The sequence below is a fragment of the Streptomyces sp. NPDC057697 genome (genome assembly GCF_042799335.1).
Lineage (GTDB): Bacteria > Actinomycetota > Actinomycetes > Streptomycetales > Streptomycetaceae > Streptomyces.
Window position 1 is genome coordinate 439,376 of the sequence record NZ_JBHVJA010000001.1, and the last position, 15,504, is coordinate 454,879.

18 protein-coding genes are annotated in these 15,504 nt (G+C 73.1%); 11 read left to right on the forward strand and 7 right to left on the reverse strand.

From position 1 onward, the window contains the following. Positions 1–84: 84 nt before the first annotated feature. Positions 85–552 carry an RDD family protein gene (locus tag ACFVFH_RS01975; RefSeq protein ID WP_383762033.1) on the reverse strand — a complete coding sequence of 156 codons (468 nt, stop codon included), beginning with the start codon at positions 550–552 and terminating at the stop codon, positions 85–87. Positions 553–808: 256 nt separating this feature from the next. Here ACFVFH_RS01975 and glnA point away from each other — a divergent pair, with 256 nt between their 5' ends. Next, entirely contained in the window at positions 809–2,218 is a 1,410-nt protein-coding gene (gene glnA, locus ACFVFH_RS01980; protein ID WP_383762036.1) for a type I glutamate--ammonia ligase, read from the forward strand. 90 nt (positions 2,219–2,308) lie between these two features. On the opposite strand, the gene ACFVFH_RS01985 is transcribed toward glnA, so the two are convergent. Continuing rightward, entirely contained in the window at positions 2,309–2,791 is a 483-nt protein-coding gene (locus ACFVFH_RS01985) for a hypothetical protein (protein WP_383762039.1), read from the reverse strand. A 134-nt stretch (positions 2,792–2,925) separates the two neighbouring features. Between ACFVFH_RS01985 and ACFVFH_RS01990 the strand changes: the two genes are divergently transcribed. Continuing rightward, positions 2,926–3,363, forward strand: coding sequence for a hypothetical protein (locus tag ACFVFH_RS01990; RefSeq protein ID WP_383762042.1), 438 nt, complete (start codon positions 2,926–2,928; stop codon positions 3,361–3,363). A 110-nt stretch (positions 3,364–3,473) separates the two neighbouring features. Here the strand turns inward: ACFVFH_RS01990 and ACFVFH_RS01995 are convergent, their stop codons facing one another. Further along, the gene (locus tag ACFVFH_RS01995) at positions 3,474–3,773 is read right to left on the reverse strand and encodes a hypothetical protein (protein WP_383762045.1); all 300 of its coding nucleotides are present in this window, start codon (positions 3,771–3,773) and stop codon (positions 3,474–3,476) included. Between the two features lie 119 nt (positions 3,774–3,892). Here ACFVFH_RS01995 and ACFVFH_RS02000 point away from each other — a divergent pair, with 119 nt between their 5' ends. Further along, entirely contained in the window at positions 3,893–4,252 is a 360-nt protein-coding gene (locus tag ACFVFH_RS02000; RefSeq protein ID WP_383762047.1) for an arsenate reductase family protein, read from the forward strand. A 29-nt stretch (positions 4,253–4,281) separates the two neighbouring features. Here the strand turns inward: ACFVFH_RS02000 and ACFVFH_RS02005 are convergent, their stop codons facing one another. Continuing rightward, entirely contained in the window at positions 4,282–5,139 is an 858-nt protein-coding gene (locus ACFVFH_RS02005; RefSeq protein ID WP_383762050.1) for an alpha/beta fold hydrolase, read from the reverse strand. A gap of 91 nt (positions 5,140–5,230) precedes the next feature. Here ACFVFH_RS02005 and ACFVFH_RS02010 point away from each other — a divergent pair, with 91 nt between their 5' ends. Continuing rightward, entirely contained in the window at positions 5,231–5,704 is a 474-nt protein-coding gene (locus ACFVFH_RS02010) for a MarR family transcriptional regulator (RefSeq protein ID WP_383762053.1), read from the forward strand. 218 nt (positions 5,705–5,922) lie between these two features. On the opposite strand, the gene ACFVFH_RS02015 is transcribed toward ACFVFH_RS02010, so the two are convergent. Next, on the reverse strand, positions 5,923–6,834 hold the full coding sequence (locus tag ACFVFH_RS02015) for a Gfo/Idh/MocA family protein (RefSeq protein WP_383762056.1): 912 nt from the start codon (positions 6,832–6,834) through the stop codon (positions 5,923–5,925). A 211-nt stretch (positions 6,835–7,045) separates the two neighbouring features. On the opposite strand from ACFVFH_RS02015, the gene ACFVFH_RS02020 reads away from it, so the two are divergent. The 4 genes from ACFVFH_RS02020 (at position 7,046) to ACFVFH_RS02035 (ending at position 11,867) form a co-directional block, all read left to right on the forward strand. Next, positions 7,046–8,521, forward strand: coding sequence for a hypothetical protein (locus ACFVFH_RS02020; RefSeq protein ID WP_383762059.1), 1,476 nt, complete (start codon positions 7,046–7,048; stop codon positions 8,519–8,521). Beyond that, positions 8,518–9,657 carry a hypothetical protein gene (locus tag ACFVFH_RS02025; RefSeq protein WP_383762062.1) on the forward strand — a complete coding sequence of 380 codons (1,140 nt, stop codon included), beginning with the start codon at positions 8,518–8,520 and terminating at the stop codon, positions 9,655–9,657. Before ACFVFH_RS02020 ends, ACFVFH_RS02025 begins: the two co-directional genes overlap by 4 nt. 93 nt (positions 9,658–9,750) lie before the next feature. Further along, on the forward strand, positions 9,751–10,794 hold the full coding sequence (gene glnII / locus ACFVFH_RS02030; RefSeq protein WP_383762064.1) for a glutamine synthetase: 1,044 nt from the start codon (positions 9,751–9,753) through the stop codon (positions 10,792–10,794). Positions 10,795–11,246: 452 nt separating this feature from the next. Next, the gene (locus ACFVFH_RS02035; RefSeq protein WP_383762067.1) at positions 11,247–11,867 is read left to right on the forward strand and encodes a winged helix-turn-helix domain-containing protein; all 621 of its coding nucleotides are present in this window, start codon (positions 11,247–11,249) and stop codon (positions 11,865–11,867) included. 71 nt (positions 11,868–11,938) lie between these two features. Here ACFVFH_RS02035 and ACFVFH_RS02040 read toward each other — a convergent pair whose 3' ends face one another. Beyond that, a complete protein-coding gene (locus ACFVFH_RS02040) occupies positions 11,939–12,091 on the reverse strand; it encodes a hypothetical protein (protein ID WP_383762070.1) in 153 nt (50 codons plus the stop codon). Between the two features lie 214 nt (positions 12,092–12,305). Here ACFVFH_RS02040 and ACFVFH_RS02045 point away from each other — a divergent pair, with 214 nt between their 5' ends. Together ACFVFH_RS02045 and ACFVFH_RS02050 are read left to right on the forward strand one after the other, a co-directional pair. Next, positions 12,306–13,574, forward strand: a complete 1,269-nt coding sequence (locus ACFVFH_RS02045; protein WP_383762073.1) for a sensor domain-containing protein — start codon at positions 12,306–12,308, stop codon at positions 13,572–13,574. Beyond that, the gene (locus tag ACFVFH_RS02050; RefSeq protein WP_383762076.1) at positions 13,559–14,206 is read left to right on the forward strand and encodes a LuxR C-terminal-related transcriptional regulator; all 648 of its coding nucleotides are present in this window, start codon (positions 13,559–13,561) and stop codon (positions 14,204–14,206) included. Before ACFVFH_RS02045 ends, ACFVFH_RS02050 begins: the two co-directional genes overlap by 16 nt. A gap of 95 nt (positions 14,207–14,301) precedes the next feature. On the opposite strand, the gene ACFVFH_RS02055 is transcribed toward ACFVFH_RS02050, so the two are convergent. Then, positions 14,302–14,793: a MarR family winged helix-turn-helix transcriptional regulator gene (locus tag ACFVFH_RS02055; protein ID WP_383762078.1), complete on the reverse strand. Its 492-nt coding sequence runs from the start codon at positions 14,791–14,793 to the stop codon at positions 14,302–14,304. Between the two features lie 97 nt (positions 14,794–14,890). Here ACFVFH_RS02055 and ACFVFH_RS02060 point away from each other — a divergent pair, with 97 nt between their 5' ends. Further along, a complete protein-coding gene (locus ACFVFH_RS02060; RefSeq protein WP_383763494.1) occupies positions 14,891–15,436 on the forward strand; it encodes a carboxymuconolactone decarboxylase family protein in 546 nt (181 codons plus the stop codon). Positions 15,437–15,504 lie beyond the last annotated feature (68 nt).

Sequence of the window (15,504 nt, forward strand, 5' to 3'; positions counted from 1 at the left end):
ATCCGGTTCGCACCCCGCCTCTTCGTCTTCCGCGGTCTTCTGCCGCCTTCTGCGGCCTTCTGCCGTCCGCTGCGCGTCCTCGCCTCAGATGCGGACCTGGACGGCGCGGGCCAGCCGGTCGTGCAGGCCGCGGCCGTCGCGGTCCCAGACCAGGGCCGGGATCACCAGGCAGACCAGCACGCTGCGGACGAGCACCCGTCCGGACGTCAGCCGCCCGCCGTCCTCGGCGACGACCCTGAGGCCCAGGAGGCGCTTGCCCGGCGTACAGCCGATGGTGCCGACGGTGAGCACGCTCAGTACGAAGAAGATGCCGAGCGCCCAGTTTCCGGCCGCCTGCTGGTCACCGCGGGCGAACAGCCCGTATGCGATCAGCAGGCACAGGGCCCAGTCGATGAAGATCGCACCGAAACGGCGGCCGAGCGGAGCCACGGAGCCCGGTCCGTGCTCGGGCAGGCCCAGCCGCTTGCCCCGGTAGCCGAAGTCGGCCCCCATCTCCTCGGCGGCCGCGCGAGGACCGGAGAGCCACGATCCGATTACTTGCCTGTTGTCCACCCGAACACGGTACTGCGCCCGTCCGCCCGCCCGGCCCGGCGGGTGGGTGCAACCGGGCGCCGGAGCGGCCGGGACACGCGCCCCCTACCGGGCCGCGAGGCGCCGGTCACACCCGCCCCGGTTAACTTCTGCGAAACAAATGGGTCATGCTTGAGAAATCCGGTCTGCCTATGGTCGGGTCCAGCGTGTGCCACCGCACTGGCCGCACCACGAGCTACAACCCCGTCCCTCCCGGGCCGGGAGTAGGAGGAGTTGGATGTTCCAGAACGCCGACGACGCGAAGAAGTACATCGCCGACAATGACGTCAAGTTCATCGACGTCCGGTTCTGTGACCTGCCCGGTGTGATGCAGCACGTCACCGTCCCGGCGGCGACCTTCGACCCGGCCGACGAGCTTGCCTTCGACGGCTCGTCGATCCGCGGCTTCCAGGCCATCCACGAGTCCGACATGGCGCTGCGCGCGGACCTGTCGACCGCCCGGCTCGACCCCTTCCGCCGCGACAAGACCGTCAACATCAACTTCTTCATCCACGACCCGATCACCGGCGAGCAGTACAGCCGTGACCCGCGGAACGTGGCCAAGAAGGCCGAGGCGTACCTCGCCTCCACCGGCATCGCCGACACCGCGTACTTCGGCCCCGAGGCCGAGTTCTACGTCTTCGACAACGTCCGCTTCCAGACGTCGGCGAACGAGAGCTTCTACCACATCGACTCCGAGGCCGGCGCCTGGAACACCGGTGCGGTCGAGAACAACCGCGGCTACAAGGTCCGCTACAAGGGCGGCTACTTCCCGGTCCCGCCGGTCGACCACTTCGCCGACCTGCGCGCCGAGATGTCCCTGGAGCTGGAGAACAGCGGCCTCCAGATCGAGCGCCAGCACCACGAGGTCGGCACCGCCGGCCAGGCCGAGATCAACTACAAGTTCAACACGCTGCTCGCCGCGGCCGACGACCTGATGCTCTTCAAGTACATCGTGAAGAACGTCGCCTGGCGCAACGGCAAGACCGCGACCTTCATGCCGAAGCCGATCTTCGGCGACAACGGCTCGGGCATGCACGTCCACCAGTCCCTGTGGGCCGGCGGCACCCCGCTCTTCTACGACGAGCAGGGTTACGCGGGCCTGTCGGACGTGGCCCGCTACTACATCGGCGGCATCCTCAAGCACGCCCCGTCGCTGCTGGCCTTCACCAACCCGACGGTGAACTCCTACCACCGTCTGGTCCCCGGCTTCGAGGCCCCGGTCAACATGGTGTACTCGCAGCGCAACCGCTCGGCCGCGATGCGCATCCCGATCACGGGCTCCAACCCGAAGGCCAAGCGCGTCGAGTTCCGCGCCCCGGACCCGTCGTCCAACCCGTACCTGGCCTTCTCCGCGCTGCTGATGGCGGGCCTCGACGGCATCAGGAACAAGATCGAGCCCGCCGAGCCGATCGACAAGGACCTCTACGAGCTGGCCCCCGAGGAGCACGCGAACGTCCAGCAGGTCCCGACCTCCCTCCCGGCCGTCCTGGACGCGCTGGAGGCGGACAACGAGTACCTCCAGGCCGGCGGCGTCTTCACGTCCGACCTGATCGAGACCTGGATCGACTACAAGCGCACCCACGAGATCGCCCCGATCCAGCTGCGCCCGCACCCGCACGAGTTCGAGCTGTACTTCGACCTCTAGGCCGCGGGGCCCAACACGAGGGCCGCCACCCCACGACCGGGGTGGCGGCCCTCGTCCGCGTTCCGGGGGCCCCGCCGGGGCGCCCGCGCCTCAGTGCCGCAGGGCCGTGCCCACGTCGGCCTTGATGTCGCCCGACAGTCTGCGGTTGCTGCGGGCCACGGCGTCCTTGGTGGAGCCGGCCGGGACGTCGGCGACGGTCACCACCACGGTGTCCTTCAGATTTCCTTGTGCGTCACGGAAGTTGACCTGCACCGCGTACGACTTCGACGAGTCGGTGCTGTTCTTCACGGTGACCTTCGCGGTGACGCGGCCGTCGCCGCCGGTGGCCGGCCGGCCCAGTTCGACGTCGCCCTCGGCGTTCACGCCGTTCTTGAAGTTCTTGAGCTTCTCGCCCGCGGCGGCGGTCGCGGAGGCGACCACGTCGGCGCCCCGGGAGGCGGCCGAGGCCGCGACGGACGCGGCCCTGGACGCGGTGCTGGAGGTGCCGCCGCCGTCGGAGCAGGCGGCGGCCGTGGAGATCACGGCTGTGGTCAGCAGTACGGCCCACACGCCTCGCGCGGCTTTCCTCGTCATCGTGCCTCCAGCGGTTGCCCCTTCGTCCCAGTCAACGGGGCGGTGGTGCGGGGCGCATGCCGTGCATGCCGGACGGGTGAGCCGTGCGGCGGCGCCGATTCGCGGGGTGGCACGGGGTGGCCGAGGCTGGGGGCATGGGCGAGCGGAACCCGGACGGGGCGGTGGAGGCGGTGCCGTGCGGGCGACGGCGGTGGCCCTGGGTGCTGCTGGTGGTCGTGCTCGCGCTGGCCACCGGGGGCGCCGTGGCCGTCGAGCTGGTCGCCGGTGCGCTGTCGCGGGAGGGGACGGAACCGCGCCGGATCGGCTACCGGGTCACCGGCACCGCCAAGGACGTCACCGTCACCTATCCGACCTGGCACGACGGCGACCTCGCGACCGCGCGGCTGAGGCTGCGGACGCTGCCGTGGGCCGCGGAGACACGGACCAGGGGCTTCATGAGCGGCGGCTCCCTCGACGTCGCCCTCGGCGCGTCCGGCGGAGAGGTGGCCTGCGCCGTCACGGTGGACGACGGGACCGTACGGACCGCCACCGCCTCCGGGGCCTTCGCCACGGCGAGCTGCGACGGGTTCTGAGAGCAGGGCGCAGCCCGGCACGGCCGCACCCCGGCCCCAAAGGGCGCAGCCCGGCACGGCCGCACCCCGGCGCCGAAGGGCGCGGGGTGCGGCCGCGGGTGCGTCGGCCGTCAGCGGCCGTAGCGGATCAGGGCACGGACCATGCGGCAGGTGGTGTCGGACGGCGGGTGGATGCCGGTGCTCTCGGCGGTGGCCCGTATCTTGTCGTTGGTCGCGGTCGACGGGTAGTAGACGCCCGTGTCGAGCAGGGCGATCGCCAGCCGCATGGCCTTCAGGCGGCGGTTGTGGGAGATGTACCACTCGCGGGGTCGGCCCGCAGGGAGCGGCTTCTTCGTCAGCGGCTTCTTCGTCTGTGGCTTCTTCGCCGGCGGCTTGTGGAGCGGCTTGGTCGTGACTGCGGCAACGGCCATGGGCAACCTCCTGGCACGGTCGTGGAACCCTCACGAACTGCCTCCATTTTACTGCCCGGCACTGACAATCGGCCCTGGCCAGAGGCGCTTTCGGGAGTACCTCGCGTACCTTGGGCCCCATGGAGATCTGGATCAATCCCGCCTGTTCGAAGTGCCGCGGCGCGGTGCAGCTGCTCGACGCGGAGGGTGCCGAGTACACCGTCCGCCGCTATCTGGAGGACGTGCCCTCGCCGGACGAGATCCGGGCCGTGCTCGACCGGCTCGGGCTGGAGCCGTGGGACATCACGCGGACGCAGGAGGCCGACGCGAAGGAGCTCGGGCTCAAGGAGTGGCCGCGCGAGGCAGGTTCGCGCGAGCGGTGGATCTCCGCCCTCGCCGAGCGCCCCAAGCTCATCCAGCGGCCGATCATCACCGCGGACGACGGGACCGCCGTCGTGGCGCGCACGGACGAGGCGGTACGCGACGCACTGGGGCGCTGAGCCTCCCCCGGCAGCCCCCCGGCGGCCCCTCACCCGAGGAACTCCTCGATCCTGCGGTTCAGTTCGCCGGCCGACGGCGCGTGCAGCGGCAGTGTGTGGTGGGTCGCGTCGGGAAGCGTCGCCGTCGTCACCCGGGGGAGCAGCCGGTTCGCGGCGGCGGCGACACGGGCCGGGTCGTGGGCCCGGCCGCGTCCGGCGAGCAGGACCAGGGTCGGCACCTCCAGTCCGCGCAGGGCCTCCGGCGTCGGGCGGGGTCCGGTGACCGGCCGGGCGGACGGGAATGCGGTGGCCGCCTCGCGCAGGCGCAGCCAGGCGGGGTCGAGTGCGGCGCCGCCCGTCTCCCACTCCAGGAAGGCCCGGGTCCGCCTCGCCCCGGGGCGGAGCAGCATCGGCAGCGCGTGCAGCAGGTAGCCGGGCCGGAACCCGGCGAAGCACTGCGTCGGGTCCACGAGGACCAGCTCCCGGACGCGGTGGGGCGCGTGCAGGGCGTACCGGAGGGCGATCCAGGCCCCGTAGGAGTGGCCGCCCAGCGCGGCGTGGTCGGCGCCCAGCCCGTCCAGTACCCCGTCGAGCCAGGACGTCAGGTCCCGCGCCGTGCGGAGCGGGCGCTCCCCCGCGACGCTGCGGCCCGGGTCGCCGATCAGGTCGACGGCGTGGACGCGGTGGGTACGGCCCAGGTGGGCCACCTGGGCGGACCAGACGGTGGAGGTGGCGCCGCCGCCGGGCAGCAGCACCAGGGGCGGCGCGTCCGCGGGGCCGCAGCTGTTGACGTGGGTCGTGCCGTACGGGGTGGTGATCCGGGAGTGCGTCGTTCCGGCCGGCCAGGCGGTGGCCAGGACCTCGTCGTACGCCGTGAGGAACGACGCGGGTGCCGACGTGACTGTCATGGGTGCTGCCTCCCTGGCCGTACCGGTGCGTGGTCCCGCATATTATCTCGCTCAGCGAGATAATGGAGCCGTACGAGCGGAAGGAGCGTCGATGAGCGACCAGGGAGCGGGGGCGCGGGCGGTGTCGGAGCCGGAGCTGGAGCTCGTGCATCTGCTACGCGGGGTGACCGTCGAATTCGGGCTGCGCCAGGCGGAGTTCGCGGCCCTCCACCACATGCACGGCACCGATGTCCGTGCCCTGATCTGTCTGCTGGACGCCGGGCGGGCGGGGACGGACGCCACCGCCGGGTGGCTCGGCGCGCAGCTCGGCCTCAACTCCGCGGGCACCACCGCCGTCATCGACCGGCTCGAACGGCTCGGTCATCTCACCCGCACCCGCGATCCGCGTGACCGGCGGCGGGTGCTGCTGACGGTCGACGAGCGGGCGGTGGAGCTGGGGTGGGCGTTCTTCGGGCCCCTGATCGAGAATACGGTGGCGGTGCTGCGCGACTTCGACGAGAGCGAGACGGCCGCCGTCCGGCGCTTCCTGTACGCCGCGCACCGGGCGCTGGCCCCGGCTCCCTGACCCATGGGCCGCGTCCGGCCGGGCGGCGCCCGGCGGGCCGGGGCGGGTGTCGAAAGTGGCGTCGTCCGCCGGGGGGGGCGGGCCCGGCGGCGTCCGGTGCGCCCGAGCGCACGGCGGCGGGCTGCCCCGATACCGGGCGTATCAGGGCGATCCCGGCAACAAGGCGAGCGTGGGTGCCGGGCGCCGCCGCCGGGCGGACGGGACCTTCGATACGCGCCCTACGCGCCCGCCTGCTCCTCCGCCCGGGCCAGCAGCTCCGTCAGGCGCAGCCCGAACCGTACGTCGCAGGGGTGCGGGTCCCCCGTGCGCACCGAGTGGATCAGCGCGTCGACCGCCGCCCGGAACGAGCCGACCGCGTCGCCCCAGCGCGGCAGGGCGGCCGTTCCCTGTTCGCCCCTGAGCTCGATCTCCATGGCGGTGGCGCCCACGGGTGCCCCCAGTGCGAGCGTCACGGTGCTGGAGGCGCCGGAGGTGTGGCGGAGGATCAGGTGCGTGGTGTCGGCGGGGCCGCGGGCCGCGGTCAGCTCGGTCACATCGCCCAGTACCGGGATCAGGACCGACAGGACGTGCGGGCCCACGTCCCACAGACCGCCCTTGTCGCGGCGCCACGGCGAGGCGGCGTACTCGCTCGTCGCGCCCGGCGCGAAGAGGGCCCCGATCCATTCGCCCCGGGCGGTGAACCAGCCGTCCACGGCGGCCTGTTCGCCGATCCATTCGGAGGTCCCGGCCGCGAACCGCAGGGTGCAGAAGACGATGGAGGCCACCCCGCTCTGCTCGGCGGCCCGGACCACCTCGCGGGCGCCCGCGACGGTGGTGGCGACCGGCTTGTCCAGCAGCAGATGACGGCCGGTGGCCGCGGCGCGGGCGGCGAGCGGGGCCTGGACGTCCGGCGGCAGCGCGAACGCGACGGCGTCGCTGGCGGCGAAGAGCTCGTCGATGCCCGCCTCTCCGCTGTACGCCGTGGCGCCGTGCGCGGCGGCCAGCTCCTCCGCGGCCTCCGGCCGGCGGCCCCAGACACCGCTCAGTACGGCGTCGGGATGGGCGGCGAGGGCGGGGGCCTGGGTGTTGCGGGCCCAGGGGCCCGTACCGACGAGGCCGATGCGCAGGGGGGTCGGGGGAAGTGTCGTCATGGGGCAAGTCTGCCGGGTGTGCCGGGCCGGACCCGTATTGAGTTGGCGCGGGGCGGTGTCGGTGGTTACGTTTACGGGGCCGGCCGCGGGACTCCGGCTGCGACTTCCGGGACTTGCCTATGAAGCAGTGATTTCGCTGTTCGCGCCCCCATTCCCCGGCCGGCGCCCCGCCCGGCGTGCCGGGCGGCGCGCGACATCACGGGGGGGGACGATGACCACCAGCACCGGTACCGACACGGGCCTCGTCGCGGCCGAGGACGTCCTGCTCTTCGTCAACGCGGCGATCACCGCGACCGGGCAGCGCGAGTTCCGTTCGACCGCTTACCAGCAGCAGCTCTCGCTGGACTTCCTCCATGAGTACGTACGGGTCAACTACCGCCGGGTGTACGCCGCCGCGCTCGCCCTCGACATCAATGACCACAACGCCGCGCTCATCGTCCGGGGACTGCTGGAGCACGCCGCCGACGCGAGCGCCGAGGAGCGGCGCGCCGAGGGCCGGCTGATCGCCGCCCGGCTGGCGAAGCTGCCGCCGCAGCGCGTGTACCGGCTGTTCCGGGCGCTGCGCGCGGCCGGGGTGAACAACCGGCGCACCCGCGCGATCATGCGGGACTGGCTGACCGCCCGGCCCGATCCGGCGCACGACGCGGTGAAGTACCGCGCCGGGCTGAAGTCCGCGGCCCGCCATGTCCATCTGCGGTTCGGGTCCGCCGGGGAGCCGGACGAGACGGGGGACTTCCTGTTCCGGCCGGGGCGCCGGACGAGCTACCGTCACGGGCTGCTCGACGCCTGGCGGCGCGCCCACTACGAGCAGGGGGCCGTCGAGGAGCTGCCGCTCACCGTCGCCGAGGGCTTCGCCGCCCGGCGCGGGATGAAGCGTGAGGTGTTCCTGGAGCGGATGGCGCCGCGGATGACCCGGCTGGAGCGGCTGCGGACCCTGGAGCAGCGCGGTACCGGCAAGGACGCGGCACCCACCGCCGATGTGGACCTGGCCGCGATGCCGCTCACCCGGCTCGCCCTGTACGTCCTCTCGCTCGGCTTCGAGGCGCGGCACCGGCGCCGCGCGGAGCTGACCGGGGCGCTGCGCGCGGCGGCCCGTCGCGCGGCGGGTCCGCACGCCGGGAGCTGGGGCCGGGTCGCCGCCGTGCTGGACGACAGCTACTCCTCCTCCGGGTCGGGCGAGAAGCGGCGGCGCCCGCTCGCCGTGGCGCTGGCCTGTCACTTCCTGCTGGAGGCGCTGGCCGCGCCGGGGGCGTACAGCGCGCTGTGGACCTCGGGCCGTACCGATCCGCTGCTGGTCCGGCCGTGGGGGGCGACCCCGCTCGGCAGCCGTGTGCTGGACGCCCTGGAGCTTTCCCCCGACCGGCTGGTCATCGTCTCGGACGGCTGGGACAACGCTCCGCCGGGTCTCGCCGGTGAGGTGCTGCGGGTCTGGCGGACCCGGATCGATCCGGACCGGCGCACCGCGGTGGTGCATGTGAACCCCGTATACGACGCGGACGGTTTCGACGTGCGGCGCCTGGCGCCGGGGGTGCCGACGGCGGGCGTCCGGGACGCGGAGGACCTGCCGGCGCTGGTGGAGATCGCGGGGTTCGCCGAGGGGCGCACCGGAGCGGCGGCGCTGTACGCCTATCTGGACCGGCGGGTGGCGCGGTTCGTGGGCGGCGACGGGGCGGGAGCGACTGCGTGAACAGGCTCGAACTGACCGGGCTCACCACCCGTCCCGCCCAGGTGTGGGGCGGCGTCCGGCTGGTGCCGCTGGTGCGCGAACAACCCGTCGAGGGGCTGCGGCTCCACGAGGAGCTCTACGCGGACGACGGGTACGGCGTCGTGGACCTCGGGTCGCGCACGCACTACGTCTCGGTGGTCCCGCACGGCTTCGTCGCCGACTGGTCGGGCGAGGGCGAGCAGTCCGCCGCGTACGGGACGCAGCTCGGCGCCGCGGGCTCCCGGCCCCGGACCGCGCGGCTCCCGCGCCACCGGCACCACCGGATGGCGAAGCGCCGGCCGGGCGACCGGCTGCGGTTCCTGCCGCTGCACCTCGCGCTGGAGGGCTATCTCGCCCTGCACTTCGGCGGCCCCGCCGTCGCCTGGGAGGAGTGGTCGCGGCGGGCGCTGCGCGACGGGCTCTCGCCGCGTGCCGAGGACGCGTACCTGGGGTGGTCGGTGCGCGGGCTCAAGGACGCGCTGCGGGTCTTCGAGATCCATCCCGGCCAGTGCGGGGTGATGGTGTACGTGGCCGACGCGCTCGCCGCCGCGTTCGTCGTGCCGCACCCGGACGACTACCGGGCGCTGCACCCCTCCCTCGTGGAGGACCTGTACGGCGAGCTGATCCACCAGTACGCGCTGTACGGGGCGCCCGTGCCGGAGTTCTCGGCGCGGATATCCGACGGCCCCGGCCTGCGGACGCTCGCGGGTCTGCGGGCGGCCGCGCGGGAGCAGGAGCGGGCGTGGGCCGAGGCGCACGACACCCTGTTCGCGGGTGAGCTGCTGGACGGCTCGTACGCCTTCGACCGGGTGTACCGGATGGGGGCGTTCACGCTGTGGCGGTTCCTGCCGCCGTTCCGGACGGGCGGGGCGGGGCAGCACATCGGTGAGACGATCACCGATCACAAGGGGCGGGTCGCGTATCTGAAGACGTTCCGGCTGTCCGAGGCCCAGATCAGGCGCGGCCATCTGCTGCACCGGCTCGCCGCCGCCGACTGGCGGCTCGCGGGGGCGGCCGAGGCGCTGGGCACCACGCCGGAGGAGCTGGTCCGCCGGATCCGCTCGGCCGGTTTCGAGTCGCTGCTGAGCGCCCGTGCGCAGCAGGGAAATGTCCGGTAACACGGGGTTCACATCCGGGCAACGGACGGGAAATCGCGTCTTGCGAAGCTGCGCGGAGAAGACCGGACCGCAGCACCGCAAAGGATGGCTTCCGTGACGTTCAAGGCCGAGTACATCTGGATGGACGGCACCGAGCCGACCGCCAAACTCCGCTCCAAGACGAAGATCATGACCGGGGACTCCTCCCGGGAGCCGGCCGGGCTGCCGCTCTGGGGCTTCGACGGTTCGAGCACCGGCCAGGCCGAGGGCCACGCCTCGGACCGGGTGCTGAAGCCGGTCTTCAGCTGCCCGGACCCGATCCGCGGCGGCGACGACGTCCTCGTGCTGTGCGAGGTCTTCGACATCGACATGACGCCGCACGCCTCCAACACCCGTGCCGCGCTGCGCCCGGTGGCCGAGCGGTTCGCGGGCCAGGAGCCGGTCTTCGGCATCGAGCAGGAGTACACCTTCTTCGACGGCCACCGGCCGCTCGGCTTCCCGGAGGGCGGCTTCCCGGCCGCGCAGGGCGGTTACTACTGCGGGGTGGGCGCCGATGAGATCTTCGGCCGCGAGATCGTCGAGAAGCACCTCGACAACTGTCTGGCGGCGGGCCTCGGCATCTCCGGCATCAACGCCGAGGTCATGCCCGGCCAGTGGGAGTTCCAGGTCGGCCCGCTGTCCCCGCTGGAGGTCTCCGACCAGCTGTGGGTGGCCCGCTGGCTGCTGTACCGCACCGCCGAGGACTTCGGTGTCTCCGCGACCCTCGATCCGAAGCCGGTCAAGGGCGACTGGAACGGGGCGGGCGCGCACACCAACTTCTCCACCCGGTCGATGCGGGAAGGGCCCGACGGCTACGGCGCGATCATCTCGGCGTGCGAGTCGCTGGGCGAGGGCTCGAAGCCGATGGACCACGTCAAGAACTACGGCGCGGGCATCGACGACCGGCTGACGGGTCTGCACGAGACCGCCCCGTGGAACGAGTACAGCTACGGGGTCTCCGACCGCGGCGCCTCGGTCCGCATCCCCTGGCAGGTCGAGAAGGACCGGAAGGGCTACATCGAGGACCGCCGCCCGAACGCCAACGTCGACCCGTACGTCGTCACGCGGCTGATCGTCGACACCTGCTGCACCGCGCTGGAGAAGGCCGGCCAGGTCTGAGCCCGGTCCGCCGTCCGGGCGAGGGGGCACCGGTCCTTCGGGGCGGGCGCCCCCTCGCCGTCGTACGTCGCCGGGCAACCGGCACGGGCCGCCGGGCGGTTGGACGGTTGGACGGTTGGACGGGCACCGGCCGAGGCCGGTGCCGGGCCGCCGGTCGCGGCGGGCCGGGGTGAGGAAGGTAACGCGGAGGGTTGGTACCGGCGGGCGGAAGGGGCCTGCTGCGCCATGCGGTTCTCTGGTTCAATGGGGACATGGCCAGCCTCCAGCACACCTCGACAGGTCGCAGCGACCTCGAACCGTTCTGGCCTTCCCGTCAGCACCATGACTTCGACCGGGTGTGTTGTCGCGCGTCGAACGCGCAGGCCCTCTAAAGCCGCTCACCCCGGCCTTCGGCCCGCGCGCAAGCAAGTCCGTCCACCGACGACTCCTTCGCGCGAAAGAGCTGACCCCTCATGGCGAACACCCGTACCTTCTCCGCCGCGGCCGCTGCCACCTCAGCGCCCCCGGCGTCCGCTGCGGCCACCACTCCCGCCCGCTCCCTCTCCCCCAACCGCCACCGGCTGCGTTCCGTCGCCCCCGACGAGGTCGTGCAGCTGGCCGATGTGGCCGAGTTCCTGCCGCCGGGTGCCACCTGGCTGCCCGCGCCCCAGCACACCCTGCCGGCGCTGCCCGGCCGGCCGCCGATGATCGGCTATCTGGTGCTCGTCCCGGCCGACCAGCAGCCCGCCGTCACCGCGGCGGCCGCCTCGGCCGCCCAGTACGTGGTGCCGACGCCGGTGGAGGAACCGGCCACGGGCCCGGTGCGCATCGATCCCGTGCAGCGCACCGCGGCGGTGGACGGGACCACCCTCGACCTCACGTATCTGGAGTTCGAGCTGCTCGCCCATCTGGTCGCGCACCCGCACCGGGTGCACACCCGCGACCAGTTGGTGACCACGGTCTGGGGCTACGGACACGTGGGGGACGGCCGCACCGTGGACGTCCACATCGCCCGGCTGCGCCGCAAGCTGGGCGCCGAGCACCGCCGTTCGATCCAGACGGTGCGGCGCGTCGGCTACAAATACACGCCCTGACGACAGCGCGCGGCGCGAGGAGCGGCCCCGGCCCGGTGCGTACCGGGCCGGGGCCGCTCCCCCGTGGCGGGTCAGCCGCGGTGACCGGCCACCGCCGGTTCCCGTGCCGGCTCCTCGTGCCCCCGGCCCGGCAGCCGGGCCGGGGCGCGCGGGGTGCGGGCGGAGACCGGGACGATGGCGCGCCCGAGCTGGTCGTCGACGGATCCGGCGGTCTCCCCGGTCACGTACACCTGGGCGCCCGTGCCGTCGGAGGCGGCGGGCGGCCGCCCGTCCCGGCCGCCGAAGCCCCCTCCCGGAGCCCTGGGGCCAGGTCGCGGGGGTGGTGCTGGGTACACCCCGCCCGGGTGTCGAACCGGCTGACACCCGGGGCCGCCGTCGGGTGAGACTGTCTGCGGAACGGGCCCGGTACGAGGGCCCGGCGAGGGGAGACGGGCCGGAATGAACACGGAAAAGGGACGGATACGCGGCGCGGTGCGGGCGGCCGGGCGCGGAATCGTGGTGTCGGTCGCGAGCCTGGCCGGTTCGATCACCCTCTTCGTATGCGCCGTGCTCTCGATCGCCTTCATCCCGCTGGGCGTCGGACTGGTCACCACGCCCCAGGTGCTGGAGCTGGTCCGCAAGCACGCCAACCGGCGCCGGCTGCTCGCGGTCACCTGGTCCGGCGTCCGCGTACCGGTCCCGTACCGCCCCTTCCCGAAGGACGTGCGCTCCGGGTTCACCGGGCAGGTGGAGCGGACCACGCTGATGCTGAAGGACCCGGCGACCTGGCGCGATCTGCGGTGGCTGCTGGTCGACATGACGGTCGGCTATGTGACGGCGACCCTGCCGCCCGCGCTGCTCCTGTACGCGCTGGAGGGGTTCGTCCTGGCGGCGGGCCTGTGGCGGGTCTTCACCGACGACCGCTACTGGTACGGCTTCGTCCCGGTCTCCAGCCAGACGACGGCGCTGGCCGCCGCCGCGCTCGGTGCGGTGCTGTTCACCACGGGGGTGCTGTTCGGCGAACGGCTGCTCCGGCTGCACTTCGTGATCGTCCGCGCGATGCTGGCCCCCACCCAGGAGGAGGAACTGACGCGGCGGATCGACCGGCTGACCGAGACCCGGCACGAGGCCGTGGACACCGCCGCCTCCGAACTGCGGCGCATCGAACGCGATCTGCACGACGGGGCGCAGGCCCGGCTGGTCGCGATGGGCATGAATCTGGGCACGGTGGAGGCGCTGATCGAGAAGGACCCGGCGCAGGCGAAGAAGGTCCTGGCCATGGCCCGGGAGTCGTCGGCGGAGGCGCTGACGGAGCTGCGCGACCTGGTCCGGGGCATCCATCCGCCGGTCCTCGCCGAGCGCGGGCTCGGGGACGCGGTGCGGGCGCTGGCGCTGCGGCTGCCCTTCGAGTCGGAGGTCGTGGCCGAGCTGGGGGGCCGTATGGACGCCGCGGTGGAGTCGGCGGCGTACTTCGCGGTGAGCGAGACGCTGACGAACGCCGCCAAGCACTCGGGGGCGGACCGCGTCTGGGTGGACATCCACCACGAGAACGCCGCGCTGCACATCTCCGTCACCGACAACGGAGGTGGCGGTGCGAGGGTCGGCGGGGGCTCCGGACTGAGCGGAATCGAACGCCGGCTCGGTACATTCGACGGCATCATGGCCGTCAGCAGCCCTGCGGGCGGTCCCACGATGGTGACCATGGAGATCCCTTGCGAGTTGTCCTAGCCGAAGATCTCTTCCTGCTCCGCGACGGTCTGGTCCGCCTGTTGGAGGCGTACGGCTTCGAGATCGCGGCGGCCGTCGAGACCGGGCCCGAACTGACCCGCGCCTTCGCCGAGTCGGAGCCGGACGTCGCCGTCGTCGACGTCCGGCTCCCGCCGTCCCACACGGACGAGGGCCTGCAGTGCGCGCTGGCGGCCCGGCGGGCCAGGCCGGGGCTGCCGGTGCTCGTGCTCTCCCAGCACGTGGAGCAGTTGTACGCCCGTGAGCTGCTGGCGGACGGCAACGGGGGCATCGGCTATCTGCTCAAGGACCGGGTCTTCGACGCCGACCAGTTCGTCGACGCGGTGCGCCGGGTCGCGGCGGGCGGCACCGCGATGGACCCGCAGGTCATCTCGCAGCTGCTGTCGCGGCGGTCGCAGGACAAGCCGATGGGCATGCTCACCCCGCGCGAGCTGGAGGTCATGGAGCTGATGGCCCAGGGCCGTTCGAACACGGCGATCGCCTCGCAGATGGTGATCACGGAACGGGCCGTGGCCAAGCACACGTCCAACATCTTCGCGAAGCTCGCCCTGCCGCCGTCCGACGACGACAACCGCCGCGTCCTCGCGGTGCTCGCCTATCTGGACCGGGGCTGAGCGACCCGCGCGGCGGGGCGGCGCGGGCGACGGGGGCGACCCGCGCGACGGGGTGACGTGGGCGACGGGGCGACGCGTGCGGGGCCGCCGCCGTCTCAGTCGTTGAACCAGCCCGGCGCGTCGAGCCGGAGCGCCTCGGCGGGCACCATCGCGCGCAGATCGTCCTCCATCGCGCGCACCCTCTCGGCGCCGAGCGCCTCGGCCCAGCGGGCCCGCAGCCGGTCGAACCCCTCGGCCGAGGCGACCAGGACGTCGATGCCCCGCGCGGTCAGCCGGACCAGCTTGCGCCGGCCGTCCCGGGGGTCGTCGACGCGCTCCACGTAGCCGAGCCCTTCGAGCTTCTCCACGGTCTTCCCGGCCGCCTGCTTGGAGACCCCGAGCCGTCGGCCGATCTCGCTGGCGGTCGCCCCGTCCCGGCCGACGGCCTGGAGCGCGAAGCCGTACGCGGGGCGGACGTCGGGGTGGCCCCGTTCGGCCAGCTCGCGGTGCAACTCGTCGATGAGCGAACGGAATCCGGCGAAGAGCAGAAGGGGCAGCTCGAAGCCCGCCCCGTCCTCCCGCGCGGTCCCTGCCCGTCGCTCAGCCATTGCAGAACTCGACAACCTGGTTTACCTTTTCGTCAATCACGTTGTCGATTTTAGCGTGTGCACCCGCCTGTGTGCCCACGCACCGGAGAGGTCAGCCATACCCATGTCCGTGTTCCCCGACCACACCCTCGAATCCGCTCCCGCCGCCGCCCGCCGCACCATGGAGGCGGTGACGAGGAAGCAGGGCCATCTGCCTCCCGCCGTCGCCCGGCTCGCCACCTCGCCCGAGCTGCTCGACGGCTTCCTGAGGGCGAGCGCCGCCTTCGAGTCCACCACCCTCGACCCGCTCTCCCGCGAGGTCCTGATCATGACGATGGCCACCCGCAACGACTGCCACGTCTGCGTGGAGATGCACACGGCGAAGCTCACCGCCCTCGGCGCGGACCCCGAGCTGATCGCGGCGCTGCGCGAGCGGCGGCCCCTCGCGGACGAACGGCTGGAGGCGGTGCGGGAGTTCGCCCTGGCGGTGCTCGCGACGGCCGGTGCCGTGGACGACGCCACGCTCCGGGCGTTCCTGGCGCACGGACACACCGCCCGCAACGCGCTGGAGGTGGTCCTGGGCATCGGCGCGTACACGATGTCGACGCTGGCCAACCGGATGACCGGGGCACCGGCCGGTCCCCGGCCCGCCGCCCTCGCCTGACGGCCGGGCGCCCGGCCGCACCGCCGTGACGGCCGAACGGCTGGATCGGGGCGAACCGCCGGACGCCC

What these genes read in the sequence shown, in the direction of transcription:
- glnA (WP_383762036.1), top strand. Translation starts at nt 809, where the DNA reads ATGTTCCAGAACGCCGACGACGCGAAGAAGTACATCGCCGACAATGAC.
- ACFVFH_RS01985 (WP_383762039.1), bottom strand. Translation starts at nt 2,791, where the DNA reads ATGACGAGGAAAGCCGCGCGAGGCGTGTGGGCCGTACTGCTGACCACA.
- ACFVFH_RS01990 (WP_383762042.1), top strand. Translation starts at nt 2,926, where the DNA reads ATGGGCGAGCGGAACCCGGACGGGGCGGTGGAGGCGGTGCCGTGCGGG.
- ACFVFH_RS01995 (WP_383762045.1), bottom strand. Translation starts at nt 3,773, where the DNA reads ATGGCCGTTGCCGCAGTCACGACCAAGCCGCTCCACAAGCCGCCGGCG.
- ACFVFH_RS02000 (WP_383762047.1), top strand. Translation starts at nt 3,893, where the DNA reads ATGGAGATCTGGATCAATCCCGCCTGTTCGAAGTGCCGCGGCGCGGTG.
- ACFVFH_RS02005 (WP_383762050.1), bottom strand. Translation starts at nt 5,139, where the DNA reads ATGACAGTCACGTCGGCACCCGCGTCGTTCCTCACGGCGTACGACGAG.
- ACFVFH_RS02010 (WP_383762053.1), top strand. Translation starts at nt 5,231, where the DNA reads ATGAGCGACCAGGGAGCGGGGGCGCGGGCGGTGTCGGAGCCGGAGCTG.
- ACFVFH_RS02015 (WP_383762056.1), bottom strand. Translation starts at nt 6,834, where the DNA reads ATGACGACACTTCCCCCGACCCCCCTGCGCATCGGCCTCGTCGGTACG.
- ACFVFH_RS02020 (WP_383762059.1), top strand. Translation starts at nt 7,046, where the DNA reads ATGACCACCAGCACCGGTACCGACACGGGCCTCGTCGCGGCCGAGGAC.
- ACFVFH_RS02035 (WP_383762067.1), top strand. Translation starts at nt 11,247, where the DNA reads ATGGCGAACACCCGTACCTTCTCCGCCGCGGCCGCTGCCACCTCAGCG.
- ACFVFH_RS02045 (WP_383762073.1), top strand. Translation starts at nt 12,306, where the DNA reads ATGAACACGGAAAAGGGACGGATACGCGGCGCGGTGCGGGCGGCCGGG.
- ACFVFH_RS02055 (WP_383762078.1), bottom strand. Translation starts at nt 14,793, where the DNA reads ATGGCTGAGCGACGGGCAGGGACCGCGCGGGAGGACGGGGCGGGCTTC.